This is a genomic window from Pseudoxanthobacter sp. M-2, from assembly GCF_046156265.1.
In the GTDB taxonomy this organism is placed as follows: domain Bacteria; phylum Pseudomonadota; class Alphaproteobacteria; order Rhizobiales; family Segnochrobactraceae; genus CAMDHY01.
Genome location: NZ_JAWDIR010000033.1, coordinates 356785 through 371265, shown reverse-complemented (window position 1 = coordinate 371265; position 14481 = coordinate 356785). Strand labels below are relative to the sequence as shown.

The 14481-nt window shown below is 74.1% G+C and carries 12 protein-coding genes and 1 tRNA gene; 6 read left to right on the top strand and 7 right to left on the bottom strand.

Going from position 1 to position 14481, the window contains the following annotated elements; translation table 11 throughout:
- Positions 1-194: 194 nt before the first annotated feature.
- The 3 genes from leuB to tsaD form a co-directional block, all read right to left on the bottom strand.
- Positions 195-1310 carry a 3-isopropylmalate dehydrogenase gene (leuB, locus tag RUR49_RS16820; RefSeq protein WP_409147539.1) on the bottom strand — a complete coding sequence of 372 codons (1116 nt, stop codon included), beginning with the start codon at positions 1308-1310 and terminating at the stop codon, positions 195-197.
- A gap of 181 nt (positions 1311-1491) precedes the next feature.
- The gene (locus tag RUR49_RS16815; RefSeq protein ID WP_409147538.1) at positions 1492-2508 is read right to left on the bottom strand and encodes an NAD(P)H-dependent glycerol-3-phosphate dehydrogenase; all 1017 of its coding nucleotides are present in this window, start codon (positions 2506-2508) and stop codon (positions 1492-1494) included.
- Between the two features lie 13 nt (positions 2509-2521).
- On the bottom strand, positions 2522-3598 hold the full coding sequence (tsaD, locus tag RUR49_RS16810) for a tRNA (adenosine(37)-N6)-threonylcarbamoyltransferase complex transferase subunit TsaD (RefSeq protein WP_409147537.1): 1077 nt from the start codon (positions 3596-3598) through the stop codon (positions 2522-2524).
- A gap of 124 nt (positions 3599-3722) precedes the next feature.
- Between tsaD and hemC the strand changes: the two genes are divergently transcribed.
- From hemC to RUR49_RS16785, 5 genes are all read left to right on the top strand, one after another.
- Positions 3723-4679: a hydroxymethylbilane synthase gene (gene hemC / locus RUR49_RS16805; RefSeq protein WP_409147536.1), complete on the top strand. Its 957-nt coding sequence runs from the start codon at positions 3723-3725 to the stop codon at positions 4677-4679.
- Positions 4680-4688: 9 nt separating this feature from the next.
- Positions 4689-5432, top strand: coding sequence for a uroporphyrinogen-III synthase (locus RUR49_RS16800; protein ID WP_409147535.1), 744 nt, complete (start codon positions 4689-4691; stop codon positions 5430-5432).
- 113 nt (positions 5433-5545) lie between these two features.
- Entirely contained in the window at positions 5546-7432 is a 1887-nt protein-coding gene (locus RUR49_RS16795; RefSeq protein WP_409147534.1) for a hypothetical protein, read from the top strand.
- A gap of 97 nt (positions 7433-7529) precedes the next feature.
- Positions 7530-9557, top strand: a complete 2028-nt coding sequence (locus tag RUR49_RS16790) for a heme biosynthesis HemY N-terminal domain-containing protein (protein ID WP_409147533.1) — start codon at positions 7530-7532, stop codon at positions 9555-9557.
- A 211-nt stretch (positions 9558-9768) separates the two neighbouring features.
- Positions 9769-9844: transfer RNA gene (locus RUR49_RS16785), tRNA-Thr, on the top strand.
- Between the two features lie 309 nt (positions 9845-10153).
- Here the strand turns inward: RUR49_RS16785 and RUR49_RS16780 are convergent.
- Positions 10154-10627: an OsmC family protein gene (locus RUR49_RS16780; protein WP_409147532.1), complete on the bottom strand. Its 474-nt coding sequence runs from the start codon at positions 10625-10627 to the stop codon at positions 10154-10156.
- 355 nt (positions 10628-10982) lie between these two features.
- On the opposite strand from RUR49_RS16780, the gene RUR49_RS16775 reads away from it, so the two are divergent.
- Positions 10983-11444, top strand: a complete 462-nt coding sequence (locus RUR49_RS16775) for a DUF302 domain-containing protein (protein WP_409147531.1) — start codon at positions 10983-10985, stop codon at positions 11442-11444.
- 115 nt (positions 11445-11559) lie between these two features.
- On the opposite strand, the gene RUR49_RS16770 is transcribed toward RUR49_RS16775, so the two are convergent.
- Genes RUR49_RS16770 through RUR49_RS16760 form a run of 3 tightly spaced genes read right to left on the bottom strand, consistent with a single transcriptional unit; the run spans position 11560 to position 14464 of the window.
- Positions 11560-12540, bottom strand: a complete 981-nt coding sequence (locus RUR49_RS16770; protein WP_409147530.1) for a hydroxyacid dehydrogenase — start codon at positions 12538-12540, stop codon at positions 11560-11562.
- Positions 12541-12544: 4 nt separating this feature from the next.
- Positions 12545-13291, bottom strand: coding sequence for a FadR/GntR family transcriptional regulator (locus tag RUR49_RS16765; RefSeq protein WP_409147529.1), 747 nt, complete (start codon positions 13289-13291; stop codon positions 12545-12547).
- A gap of 3 nt (positions 13292-13294) precedes the next feature.
- Positions 13295-14464, bottom strand: a complete 1170-nt coding sequence (locus RUR49_RS16760; protein ID WP_409147528.1) for a mandelate racemase/muconate lactonizing enzyme family protein — start codon at positions 14462-14464, stop codon at positions 13295-13297.
- Positions 14465-14481: the final 17 nt, after the last annotated feature.

Sequence of the window (14481 nt, the reverse complement as noted above, 5' to 3'; positions counted from 1 at the left end):
CAGCGTTCGCCGACGTGTCCTCCCCCTGCCAGGGGGGAGGACAGCCGCGCCGTCAGGCGCGGCAGGTGGGGGCCCGTCAATCCCAAGACGAACCTGCGTTTGGATTTGACAGGCCCCACCCTGACCGCTTCGCGGTCTGTCCCTCCCCCTGGCAGGGGAGGGACGCGTGGTGCCCGACGCGAGGCCCCTGCCCCTTACGCCGACAGCTCGTCCAGCGCCTTGAGGATCGCCGCCGTCATGCCGTCGGTGCCGACGAGGGTCGCGCCGCCACCGCCGATGTCGCGGGTGCGGGCGCCCGTCTCCAGCGCCGCGGCGATCGCCTTGTCGAGGAGGTCGGCTTCCGCCACCAGACCGAACGAATAGCGCAGCGCCATGCCGAAGGACGCGATCATCGCGATCGGGTTGGCCGCCCCCGTGCCGGCGATGTCGGGCGCCGAGCCGTGCACCGGCTCGTACATCGCCTTGCGGCGGCCGGTGCGGGTGTCCGGCGCTCCGAGCGAGGCCGACGGCAGCATGCCGAGCGAGCCCGTCAGCATCGCCGCGATGTCGGACAGCATGTCGCCGAACAGGTTGTCGCAGACGATGACGTCGAACTGCTTCGGCCAGCGGACGAGCTGCATGCCGCAGTTGTCGGCGAGCATGTGATCGAGGGTGATGTCGGGATACTCGTCGCGGCCGACGCGGGTCGCGACCTCGTTCCACAGCACGCCCGACTTCATGACGTTGCGCTTCTCCGACGACGTCACCTTCTTGCCCCGCGTGCGGGCGAGGTCGCAGGCGACGCGGACGATGCGCTCGATCTCGTAGGTGTCGTAGACTTGCGTGTCGATGCCGCGCTTCTGGCCGTTGCCGAGATCGCGGATCTCCTTCGGCTCGCCGAAATAGACGCCGCCGGTGAGCTCGCGGACGATCAGGATGTCCAAGCCCTCGACGATCTCGCGCTTCAGCGAGGAGGCGTCGGCGAGCGCCGGGTAGCAGATCGCCGGGCGCAGGTTGGCGAACAGCGCGAGGTCCTTGCGCAGGCGCAGCAGGCCCGCCTCGGGGCGCGCGTCATAGGGCACGCCGTCCCACTTCGGGCCGCCGACGGCGCCGAACAGCACGGCGTCGGTGGCCATCGCCTTGTCCATCGCCGCTTCGCTGATCGCCTTGCCGTGGGCGTCGTAGGCGGCGCCGCCGACGACGTCCTCCTCGAGGGCGAAGGTGCCGGCACCCAGCCGCGCGTCGAACCAGGCGATCACCTGGCGCGCCGAGGCCATGATCTCGGTGCCGATGCCGTCGCCGGGAAGCAGCAGCAGCTTGTGGGTCGCCATTCTCGTCACTCCGCAGGCTCGGTGGATGATCGGTCGGCAGCGGCAGCCGCTGCCTCTTGGATGGATAGGCCGGCAGCGGTAGCCCCTGGCTCGCGGACGCGCAAGGCCGTGTGTACACGGCACGCCGGGACGCCCACGCGAGCCCGGACGGGCAGCGATGTCGGGTGTCGCGAGCCCGCGTTCACTCGCGCTTCAGGGGGCGGGCGAGCAGCCCCTCGATGGCGGCGTCGATCGACAGCCGCCCCTCCACCACTGCCGCCACCGCCGCGGTGATCGGCAGCTCGACGCCGAGCGTGGTGGCCAGCGCCGCGGCGACCGGGGCCGTCAGGGCGCCCTCCACCAGCGGCCCGTGGTCGGAGAGCGGACGGCCCTCGCCGAGGGCGATGCCGCAGGAGAAGTTGCGCGACTGCCGGCTCGAGGCGGTGAGCACGAGGTCGCCGAGGCCGGAGAGGCCGGTGACCGTCTCGGGCCGGCCGCCGAGGGCCGCGGCGAGGCGGCCCATCTCGGCGAAGGCGCGCGCCGTCAGCGCCGCCTGGGCACTCGCTCCGAGGCCGCGGCCGACGACGATGCCGCAGGCGATGGCGAGCACGTTCTTCAGCGCGCCGCCGACCTCGACGCCGACGACGTCGGTGGAGGCGTAGGGGCGGAAGGCGAGGCTCGCGAGCGCGGCAGCGAGCGCGTCGGCGATGGCGCCGTCGGCGCAGGCGATGGTGACGGCCGTCGGCAGCCCGCGCGCCACGTCGACGGCGAAGCTCGGCCCCGACAGCACCGCCGCCACCGCGCCGGGCGCGGCTTCCGCCAGCACGTCGGCGAGGAGCGCGCCGCTCGCCCGCTCGATGCCCTTGGCGGCGAGCACCACCGGGGTGCCGGGTGAGAGGAACGGCGCCAGCACCTCGGCAGCAGAGCGGGTCGCCTGCGCCGGCACGGCGAGGATGACGGCGTCGGCCCCGGCGATGGTGGCGAGGTCCGTCGTGGCGTGGATCGGCGGGTCGAGGACGAGGCCCGGCAGGCGCGCCGGGTTCTCGCGTCGGGTGTTGATCGCCTCGGCGACGGCGGCGTCGCGCACGACGAGCACCGTGTCGCGGCCGGCGCGGGCGGCGGCCAGCGCCAGCGCCGTGCCCCAGGCGCCACCGCCGACGACAGTGACACGGTCGATCGTCAGCACCGGCTCGCCGGCGATCTCGCGGGCGTCGATCATCGGGCGTCGCCCCTCATGCGCGGGCTCCGAGGCGGCCGCCGCCGTGCATCGGGGCGGCGTTGGCGTCGAGCGGCCAGCGCGGCCGGATCGGCGCGTCGAGCGCGTCGGTCAGCCCGAGCGCCAGCCGTTCCGCACCGGCCCAGGCGACCATCGCGGCGTTGTCGCCGCAGAGCGCCAGCGGCGCCGCGACGAGGCGGGCACCGGACTTGGCGGCCGCCGCCGACAGCGCAGCCCGGATCGCGCCATTCGCCGCCACGCCGCCGGCCACCACCAGCACCGGCGGCGTGCCTGGCCGGCGCTCCCGGAAGCCCGTAAGCGCCCGCTCCGCCCGCCGGCCGACGATCGCCGCCACCGTCGCCTGGAACGAGGCGCAGAGGTCGGCGACGTCCTGTGGCGACAGCGGCGCGGCGCGCTCGGCGGCAAGCCGCACCGCCGTCTTCAGACCGGCGAAGGAGAAATCGAGGCCCGGCCGGTCGTGCAGCGGCAACGGCAGCGCGAAGCGAGCGGGGTTCCCTGAGGCTGCCGCGCGTTCCACCGCCGGTCCGCCCGGATAGGGCAGGCCGAGCAGCTTCGCCGTCTTGTCGAAGGCCTCGCCGAGCGCGTCATCGATGGTGGTGCCGAGGCGGACATAGTCGCCGACGCCGCGCACCTCGAGGAGTTGCGTGTGGCCGCCGGAGACGAGCAGCGCGAGGTAGGGAAACGTCACTCCGTCCGTCAGCCGCGCCGTCAGCGCGTGGGCCTCGAGGTGATTGACGGCGACGAAGGGTTTGCCCGCCGCCAGCGCCACCGCCTTGCCTGTCGTGGCGCCGACGACGAGGCCGCCGACGAGGCCGGGACCGCTGGTGACGGCGACGCCGGCGAGCGCGTCGAAGCCGACGCCCGCCTCCGCCATCGCTTGGGCGATCAGCCGGTCGAGCACGGCGATGTGGGCGCGCGCCGCGATCTCCGGCACGACGCCGCCATAGGGGGCGTGCTCGGCGAGTTGGGCGCGCACGAGGCTCGACAGGATGGCGCCGTGGCCGTCGGCCTCGCGGCGCACCACGGCGGCGGCGGTCTCGTCGCAGCTCGTCTCGATGCCGAGCACGATCAAAGGCGGCCTCCAGCGTTCGGACACTTTCCCGCGTCACGGCGGATGGACAGGCCCGGCGCCCGCCGATAGGGATGCGGACGGGAGGGCCGCTCCGTCGAGCGGACTAGCAGACGCGGGACGCACCGTGCAATCGACGCGAACCCATTCGACCGATGTCCAGACCCGGCCGCTGCGCATCGGCACGCGCGGCAGCCGCCTCGCGCTCGCCCAGGCCCACATGGTCCGCGCCCTGCTGGCCGCCGCCGAGGGCGTGCCGGAGGAGACGCACGAGATTGTCGTCGTCTCCACCGCCGGCGACCGCATCCTCGACCGGCCGCTCTCCGAGATCGGCGGCAAGGGGCTGTTCACCGAGGAGATCGAGGCGGGGCTCCTCGACGGCACCCTCGACCTTGCGGTGCATTCGGCGAAGGACATGCCGACGAAGCTGCCGGACGGCCTGATCCTCACCGGCTACCTGCCGCGCGAGGACGTCCGCGACGTGCTCGTCGGCCGCACCGCCCCGACGCTGGCGGAACTGCCCGCCGGCGCCGTCGTCGGCACGGCCTCGCTCCGGCGCGGCGCGCTGGTGCGCCACCTCCGGCCAGACCTCTCGGTCGTCAGCTTCCGCGGCAACGTCCAGACCCGTCTCGCCAAGCTCGAGCGCGGCGAGGTCGACGCGACGCTGCTGGCGCTCGCCGGGCTGAAGCGCCTCGACGCCGCCCATGTCGCGACCGAGATCCTGTCGCTCGACGATTTCCCGCCGGCCGTCGGCCAGGGGGCGATCGCGGTGGAGACCCGCACCGATGCCACGGCGCTGCGCGCCCGCCTCGCCGCCATCCTCGACGACAACACCGCCGTGGCGCTCGCCTGCGAGCGCGCCTTCCTCGATGCCCTCGATGGCTCATGCCGCACGCCGATCGCCGGCCACGCGACGGTGGCCGACGGCCAAGTCGCGTTTTCCGGCCTGATCCTCAGGCCGGACGGCAGCGCCACCCACGCGATCCGCGTCGAGGCGCCGATTGCCGACGCCGTCGCCCTCGGTGCGTCGGCCGGTGCCGAGCTGAAGGCGCGCGCCGGCGCCGGCTTCTTCGATCCGGACTGAGCGCCGGCCGTGGCGCGGCTACTCGTCACCCGACCGCAGCCGCACGCCGCCGGCACCGCGGCGGCGCTGGCGGCGCTCGGCCACGCGCCGGTGCTGTCGCCGATGCTGCGGGTCGAGCCGCGCGCCGACGTCCACATCGGCTTCGACGATGCCGCCGCGCTGGCGCTGACGAGCCGCACGGCGGTGGAGGCGACGGCGGCGCTGGCGCGGGTCCGTCCCGATCTCCAGGCCCTGTTCGCCGTTCCCGTCTTCACCGTCGGCGCCGCAACCGCCGAGGCGGCGCGGGCGGCCGGCTTCGAACAGGTGCTGTCGGCCGACGGTGCTGTCGGGGATCTCGTGCGGCTGATCCGCCAGTATGTCCGTCCGGGCGACGGGGCGATCCTTCATCTCGGCGGGGCGGTCAGGGCGGGCGACCTCGCCGGCGACCTCGCGATGGCGGGCTACTCCGTCTCCACCATCGTCGTCTACGAGGCGGTGCCGGCGACGCGGCTCAGCGCCCCCGCCGCCGCGGCGCTGGCGGCGGGCGACCTCGATGCGGCGCTGGTCTATTCGGAACGGACCGCGGTGGCGCTCGTGGCCGCGGCTGCGGCGGACGGTCTCGCCGATGCGCTGGCGGCTCTGCCGTGCCTCGGCCTCTCCAAGGCGGTGCTGGCGCCGCTCGCCGCCGCGGGCGTGCGCGATCTTTGCGCCGCCGCAGAACCGAACGAAAACGCGCTATTCGCGTTGTTGCAGGGGGTTCCCCGCGAGGTGTGACACGAGGGTGGCGATCCGTCCGGTCGCCGCCCGGGGGTCCCAGCGTGTATAAAGCCCCGAGATCATCGGTTCCGCCCGCGACGGGCGGGGCCGATCTGGAGGACGGCGACGACATGGCAGCGACCGGCGACGGCAACGGGCGGACCGACAAGCGCACCGGCGGCGCCCGCCCCCCGACCATCGAGCTCACGGCGACCGAGGTGCCGGCGACCGGCCCGGCCGGTGCGCCCGGAGCGGCGAAGGACCCGGCCGGCGCCCCTCCGGCAGAGGCGACGGTGTCGCCGCCCGCCGCAACCTCCAAGGGCGGCCCGGCCGTGCCACCCGACGGCAAGCCTACCGGCGGCGTGGCCGGCAAGCCCGAGGCCGCGGCCACCACCGACAAGCCGGCGACGACACCGCCGCCGGGCGCCTCCGGCGCGACCACGGGCGCGGCCGCGTCTCCAGGTCCGTCTGCGCCCCCCGGCTCGAAGCCCGCCTCCACCGCGACCGCCGTCCCGCCGACCAAGGCGTCGGGTGAGATGAAGACGGCTGCAGACGGCAAACCGACAGCCGACGGGAAATCGGCTGCGGACACCAAGGCGTCGATCGACAGCAAGTTGGTCTCGGACACGAAGACGTCTGTGGACACCAAGACGCCGGACGCCGGGACGCCGGCGGGCGCCAAGTCGTCGACCGGGGCGTCCTCCACCGGCGCTTCCACCACCGTCCCGCCGACCGCCGCCGCGTCGCGTCGTGGCGTCGGTGTCGGCGGACTGGTCGCGGCGGCGCTGATCGGTGGCGTCGTCGGGCTCGGCGGGGCGCTGGCCGTCACCCACTACGGCATCGTGCCGCTGCCGCGGTCGACGGACGCCGGCGCCGACGAGCTCGCCGCCCGCGTCGACGCCCTGTCGGCCGCCGTATCCGCCGCCCCCGCGTCCGACCCGGACGCCGCCGCCGCGCTGCGCGAGGCGGTGAGTGAGCTCAGCACGCGCGTCGACGCCCTCGCCGCCGCCGCCGTGCCGCCGACCGACGAGGCGGCGCTGTCCGAGCGTCTCTCGGCGCTCGAGGAGCAGGTGTCCGCCGCGATTCCGGGCGCAGGCTCCGCCGACGCCGCCAACCTGCAGGCGAGCGTCGCGGCCCTGGGTGACCGCCTGACCGGTCTCACCAGCGAGGTCGAGAAGCTCGCCGCCGCGCCGGCCGCGGCCCCCACCGCCGACCCGGCGGCGCTCTCCGCACTCGATGAGCGCGTCGGCGCCCTCGACACCCAGCTCGGCGAGCGCATCGCCACGGTCGACCGCACCGCCGGCGAACAGCTCGCCGCCCTCGACGACCGCCTCGATGGTCGCCTCGACGCCCTCGAGCAGCAGCTTGCCACGATCGGCGAACAGCTGACGGCGCTCGACGGCGCCCGCGACGCGGCCACCGCCGCCGTTGCCGCTCTGGGTGAGCGGCTCGGCACGCTGGAAGCGACCGATCCAGCCGAGCAGGCGCGCGGACCCGCCGCGGTCGCGTTTGCGACCCTCAGGCTCGGCGAGGCGCTGGAGGCGGGCCGGCCCTATGCGGCGGAGCTCGCCGCGCTGACGCCGCGGCTTGAGGGCTCTGAGGACGTCGCGGCGCTGTCGCCGACGGCCGAGACCGGCGTCCCGACCCGCGCCGCGCTCGCGGCGATGCTGGCGCTCGAGAAGCCGGCGATGCTCGCCGCAACCGCCCCGACACCAGCCGCGCCGGCCGAGGCCGGTCCCCTCGACGCGCTGCTCTCGGGCGCGCAGTCGCTCGTGTCGATCCGGCCGACGAGCGTCGACTCCGGCGATCCGGTGGCCCTCGGCATCGAGGCGGTGACGACCGCGCTCGCTGCCGGCGATCTCGCCGCCGCCGAGGCGGCGTTCTCCGCGCTGCCCGAGCCGGTGCGCGCCGCCGCGCCCCGCTTCGGCACCGGCCTCGCCGAGCGCATCGCCGCCGAGGCGGCCTTCGCCCGCGTCGAGGCGACGGTGCTCGCCCGCCTGAACGGAGCGACGGAGTGACCGCCGCGCCCGAACTTCTGCCGATACTGCCAGTGCCGTCGCTACCCTTCGCGTCGAGGTCCCTCGCCCTCTCGACCGCCAGACCGGAACGCCGCCGATGATCCGCATTCTCGTCTATTTCGCCGTGGTCTTTGCCGTCGCGGTCGGCGCCGCCTGGCTCGCCGACCGGCCGGGCACGGTGACGATCGACTGGCAGGGCTGGCGGCTCGACACCTCGCTGATGGTGGCCGCCGTGGCGCTCTTGGCGCTGCTGGCCGCGACGCTGGTGGTGTGGGCGTTCCTGCGCGGCCTCTTCCGTGCGCCGTCGCTGTTCCGCCGCTATCTCGGCCGCCGTCGCGAGAACAAGGGTCACACGGCACTGTCGCGCGGCCTCGTCGCCGTCGGCGCCGGCGACGCCAAGCTTGCCCGCCGCTACATGACCGAGGCGCGCCGCCTGCTGCCGCGCGACCCGGCGACGCGCTTCCTGGAGGCGCAGACGGCGCAGCTGACGGGCGACAGCGCCGCCGCCCGAGCGGCCTTCGAGGCGATGCTGCAGGACCCGGAGACCCGGGCGCTCGGCCTGCACGGGCTCTATGTCGAGGCGGTGCGCGCCGGCGAGCCGGACGCTGCCTGGCACTATGCCGAGGAGGCGGCGACGATCGCCCCCGGCCTGCCGTGGGCCGGCCGCGCCCGCTTCGAGCACGCCGCCGCCGTCCGTGACTGGGAAGGCGCCATCGCCATCCTCGACAAGAACGCCCACAACGGCCTCGTCGACAAGCCGACGGCGAAGCGGATGAAGGCCGTGCTGCTGACCGCCCGGGCGCTCGAGCTCGAGGCCGCCGCCCCCGAGCGGGCGCGGGCGCTGGCGCTGGAGGCCCACGGCCTCGCGAGTGACCTCGTGCCCGCCGCCGGCGTCGCCGGCCGGGTGCTCGCCCGCCTCAACGATCCGCGCAGGGCAACCAAGGTGATCGAGGCGACGTGGCGTCGGGCGCCGCATCCCGAGCTCGCCGAGGCCTATTCCCTGGTGCGACCCGGCGAGGCTGGGCGCGACCGGCTGAAGCGCATGCGGGCGCTGTCCGCCCTCAAGCCCGGCGACGCCGAGGGCCGGCTCGCGGTGGCGCGCGCCGCCATCGACGCGCGCGAGTTCGAGGCGGCGCGGGAGGAACTGCGCGCCGTGCTCGCCGAGCGGCCGAGCCAGCGCGCCTGCCTCTTGATGGCCGATCTCGAGGAGGCCGAGCACGGCGACCGCGGCCGGGTTCGCGAGTGGCTGTCGCGCGCCGTTCGCGCCCCGCGCGATCCGGTGTGGACCGCCGACGGCGTCACCTCAGAGCACTGGGCGCCGGTGTCGCCGGCGACCGGTCGCCTCGACGCCTTCGAATGGAAGGTGCCGATCGAGGCGATCGGCAGCAGCACCGGGCCGCTGGTCGACGAGGCGCTGTTCGCCCCGCCGGAGCCCGCTCCGGAGCCGCCGCCGATCCTCGCCGCCACCACCGCGCCGGCGGCCCCCGTGGCGGAGCCGACGGCCGGTCGTGGCGCCCCGGCCACCACGTCGACGGGCGCAGCCAGCAGCACCCCGGCGCCGCGTGGCATCATGAGCGCGTCCGCTCCGGCGCCAGTCGCCGCGCCGTCGCCTCTACCGCCGATGGCGGCTGCCGTCGCCACCCCCGCGATCGAGCCTGCAGTGACGCCCGCGTCGACGCCGTCGGATGCGGCGGCCGGCAAGCCCTTCTGGTCACGTCCCCACGGCCATACCGCCCTCGCCGGCCAGGAGACGGACGGGAGCGCGGCAACCGCGAACGCCGGGACAAGTGGCGCCGGTCCTGCCGCACCCTCCCCGCCGGCCGCCGCTATCGCCGGCGGCAGCGAGCCAGCGACGGGCCGGGCGACGGGCGGGTCGACGACGGAGGCTGCGCCGGCCGCCCGCGAGGTGCTGGTGATGCCGTCCTCCCCTGACGGCGCCCCTCCCGGCGATCCGGGCAAGCCCTACTGGGCGCGCGATCGCGAGCCGAGCCCGGTTGCGCCCGCCGATCCCCGCCAGGGGCCACGGCTGGTGGAGTTTCCCCTCGCCCACTCCCCGGACGATCCCGGGCCGGTGACCGCCGAGGACGACACCACCACCGCCCGCCCGAAGGTCCGGCTGTTCTGAGCGGCCGGGTCGGATACGATCCGCCGGGCCATCGGGCGGCCGGCGGTAGCCCTGGAACGCGCGGGCGTCGAAGCCTGCCCGGGGCCCGATCCATTCGGACGGAGACTTGCGCGGGCGGGCGCGAGCCTGTATCTCACCCGCGTCGAGCGGGCGCCTGCGCCCGCTGCGGCCACATTCGCCCGATAGGGTGAGGTGGGGCCGTGATGGTTAAGCCGCTTTAGCTCAGTTGGTAGAGCACATCATTCGTAATGATGGGGTCACAGGTTCGAGTCCTGTAAGCGGCACCACCCCTTCCCGGATTTTCCTCATCCCCGAATGACGCGTCCGAGCACCGCAGATGGTGCTCGCCCTTCTGGTCGCGCGCCCCGCAGCACTCGTCTCGGTCACGGGCCACAGGACCCGGGTTCGTGGCGACGCCCCGCGATGTGATCGAAGCGGACGCGCCGCGTGCCGGGTGGCGCTCCGAGCCCGGACGGTCGCCGCCTTGGATTGGCGGCGCCCTCCCCCGGGGCGAGCTCGTCCGGCCTCATGACGGCCACCGCTCCAGCCGTCGCCCGCACTGCGACTGCCCGCAGATCACCTGCGCCTTGAACCGGTCACCCACCCGTCGGGCGGTGCACGGTCCAGACTTCTTCCAGCTCCGTGCCGGCGGCCCGCACCACCTTGGCGAGGGGGCAGAAGCGGTGCAGGTCCGCCTTCACCTTCTCGATCGCCTCCTCGTCCGCGTCGGTGGTGACGTCGATGGTGAGGCGGATCTTGATGAAGGGGACGTCCACCTCCTCCATCAACTGGGTGCCGCGCCGGTCGAGCTGCCACTCCGCGCCGATGGTCATTGCCGCGAAGTCGACGCCGTGCTTGGCGGCGCACTTGTGGCCGATGACGTTGGTGCAGGCGACGAGGGCGCAGATCAGCGTCTCCGTCGGCGTCGGCCCGAGGTTGGTGCCGTGACGCTCCAGGGGCTCGTCGATGACCGACGTGACGTCGCGCACGGCGATCTCCGTACGCGAATGGGTCGGGCAGGTCGCCTCGAGGCGCTGGGTGACGGTCGTCTTCATGCGGACGGCTGCCATGGTGGTTTCCTCTCCTGTTGATCTCGACGGCGCGTTCGCGCTCGCGGGCGGCCTCTGACGGCGAACCGGGGGGCTCGCGGGAGCGCGCCCGGACCCGGGGTCGGCGCCCCGGCGCAAACCCATCGTTCCACCGTCGGTGACCGCGGTCTTTTCTAGAGCAATCGCTCTAAAAGACAATCGGAGCCTGCCGACCGGCGGGCGGTGTGGGTGGTCGTGCTCGCCCAGCTCGTGGAGAAGGCCGCTGGCGTCGGTCGGTCGCTGGCGCGATCGGCCGTATGCTGCCCAAGCGGGCGGCGGCGGATCGAGGCCGCGGGACTCCGGGCCTTGCGCCCGCTACAGATTGCAGGAGAGATCAATGCCCATGCTGGTCGCCCTCGCCATGATCCTCGTCACGACCGCCGCCTTCGCCCTCGAGCCACGGCCGGGCTGGTTCGTCGCCAACAGCCCGAAGAGCTATTCGGTCCTACTCGCCGATCTGAAGGCGGCGGTGGCCGCAGAGAAGATGGGCGTCGTCACGGAGGCCGGTCCGACGGAGGCCGCCGCGGCCCGGGGCGTGACCCTACCCGGCAATCGCGTCGTCGGCGTCTTCCGGCCGGACTTCGCGATCCGCGCGCTGCAAGCAAGCGAGGCGGCGATGATCGAGGCGCCGATCCGCTTCTACGTGACCGAGCGACCGGACGGCAGCTCGACGCTCTCCTACAAGACGCCGTCCTTCGTGTTCGCGCCTTACGCCGACGAAGGCGGCGCCGAGCTCGCCGCGGTGGCGACCGAACTCGACATCATCTTCGCCGCGATCGCCGCCCGCGCCCTGCAGTAGGGGCGGCCGTCGCGGCCGGCCCGGCGCCTGGGTGGGCGGTGGGTCACGACGGGCGCAGATCCCGGAGGCGCCGGCTCGCGGACGCGAAGAGGGGGCAGCACTGCCGTGGCAGATTTTAAGCCGGCGCCGGCCAGCGCTGGCGGTAGCGCGCCTCGACCTCGGGGTTGCGGAGGTTCAGCGGCAGCCGGCCCGCGAGGATGCGGATCGCCTCCTCGGCCGCGCCGGCGCCCATGCGCATCATCGAGTCCTCGGTGATGCCGGCCATGTGCGGTGTCAGCACGACGTTTTCGAGCGACAGCAGCGGGTGGTCGTTCGGCAGCGGCTGGGTGTCGAAGACGTCGAGGGCGGCGCCGCCGATGCGGCCGGCCTGCAGCGCCGCGACGAGCGCGGCCTCGTCGACGACCGGGCCGCGGGCGACGTTGACGAGGAGCGCCCCGGGCTTCATTGCTGCGATGCGCTCGGGGCCGATCAGGCCGCGCGTTTCGGGGGTCAGCGGGCAGCACAGCACCAGCACGTCGGCGGTCGAAACGAGCGCGTCGAGGTCGAGCGCCCGCACCCCCTCCGGCACGTTTGCCGGCGTTCGCGTGAAGGCCGCCACGTCGAGCCCGAAGCCGTGCTGCGCGATGCGGGCGATGGCGCGGCCGACGGCGCCCATGCCGACGATGCCCAAGGTGCGGCCGGCGAGGTCGCGGCCGTGATCGGCGTGGGCGCGGCCGGCGGCCCAGCCGCGAGACCGCAGGTCACCGTCGACCTGCCGGAAGCGCCGCAGCAGCGCCAGCGTCACCAGGAAGACGTGCTCCGCCACCGTGATGGCGTTCACCGCCGGGACGTTCGCGACGAGCACGCCGGCGCGGGTCGCCGCCTCGATCGGGATCATGTCGAGCCCGGCGCCGTGGCGGATCGCCGCCCGGAGGTGGGGCGCCTCGGCGAACAGCGCTTCGGGCAGCGGCGCACGGACGATGATGATGTCGGCGTCGCGCCCCTCACGACGCAGCGTCTCGGGGTCGGGCGCGCTCGCCACGACGAGGTCGCCGGCGCCCTGCAGCATGGCCGCGGCGCGGGGGTGCAGCGCGTGGGTCGAGAGGATGCGCGGCATCGGTTCAGGCCCGCGCCAGCGCCGGGGCCGCCACCGGCGTGGCCGCCGCTGCGGCCGCCGCGGCCTCGGCCTGCGCCGAGCCGATCAGACCCTTCCAGTAGCTCTCCGCCCCCTGCAGGTGGGCGCTCATCAGCGCCTGGGCGAGGTTGCCGTCGCGGCGCAGCAGCGCCTCGAAGATCTGCACGTGCTCGGCGTGGCTGCGCCGCGAGCGATCGAGGTCGCCGAAATAGACCGGCAGGCGGTGCTCGCCCATCATGTAGTAGACGCTGCAGACCTTGTGGAAGACGCTGTTCTGGGTGGCGCGGACGATCTCGAGGTGGAAGTCGCGGTCCTGGCGCGCCAGGCCCTCGCCGGCGGCAAGCCTTTGTTCCGACAGGCGCAGGATCTCCCGCAGCCGCTCGTAGTTGTCCTCGGTGGCGCGCGAGCAGGCGAGCTCGGCCGCCTTGATCTCGTGGATCTTGCGCAGCTCCACCGTCTCGTAGATCTGGATCGGATCGAGCGGCACGCCGGCACGGGCGAACAGCGCCATCGCCTCGACGCTCGCCTGGTTGGTGGTGAGGTAGATGCCGGACTTGGCGCGCCGCTCGACGATGCGCATCGCCTCGAGGATCGCCAGCACCTCGCGGATCTGGCCACGGCTGACGGAAAAGTGCTCCGCGAGCTCCCGCTCGGAGGGAAGCCGGCCGCTCTCGGACGTCGACTGCGCGTAGAGATACGCGGCGAGGTCCGGCAGGAGGTTGTTCTCCTTCATGGCTCAGCTCCTCTGCGCGTGCGCCTCCAGGAAGCTCTCCGCGATGGTGAAGCCGAGGCCGGGCCCGTCCGGGATGGCGATCATGCCGTCCTTCGCCGAAACATCGTCCTCGACAAGGTCGTGGATCATGGGATTGGCGCCCAGCGAGTACTCGATCACGAAGCTCGCCGGAGAGGCCGCGCATACATGCAGGCCCGCGAAGAAGCAAGGCGCACCGGCCCAGAGATGGGGTGAGAGCCGGAGGTTGAAGGCGCTCGCCAGCGCGCCGATGCGCATCGCCTCGGTGATGCCGCCACAGAAGGCGGGGTCGGGCTGGAAGACGTCGACCGCCTTCAGCAACGCGAGATCGCGGAAGGCGAAGCGCGTCGCCTCGGACTCGCCCGCGGCGATCGGCACGCAGCCGGCGGCGCGCACCTCGGCCATGCCGGCCTTGTCGTCGGCGATCACCGGCTCCTCGAACCAGGCCAGGTCGCAGTCGGCGACGAGGTGCAGGAAGCGCTTGGCGCCGGCGACGGTGTAGGTGCCGTGGGCGTCGACCATCAGCTCGACGTCCGGCCCGAGCGCGGCACGGGCAGCCTTGACGCGGGCAGCGGAGACGTGCGGCGCGCCGTCCATGGCGCCGACGCGCATCTTCACCGAGCGGAAGCCGCCGGCGGCGATGTAGGACTTCAGCTGCTCGCCGATCGTCTCGGCCGGGGCCCAGCCGCCGGAGGCGTAGGCCGGCAGGCGGTCGGCCTTGCGGCCGCCGAGCAGGCGCCAGACCGGCTGGCCGAGCGACTTGCCGAGGATGTCCCAGAGGGCGATGTCGACGGCGCTGATCGCCGCCACCGAGAGGCCGCGGCGCGACAGTTCCGGCATCGCGTGGCCGGAGAGCGCGGCCGTCTCGGACCGCACGCCGTTGTAGAGCATCTCCCAGATCTGCACGATGTCGGCGGGATCGCGCCCGATCAGGCGCGGCGCGACCTCGTGGTTGAGCATGTGGACGAGTGCCGCATAGGTGCCGGCGCTGCCGGCAGCGTTCTTGCCCTCGCCCCAGCCGACGAGGCCGTCGTCGGTCTCGATGCGCAGGATCGCCGCGTCGAAGGTGGTGAGTCGGCCGAAGTCGCTGCGGTGCTGGCGGCTCGCCTCGATGGGGATGCGGACCCACCATGCCTGGACCGAGGTGATGCGCATCTCAGAGCCCGCGCGTG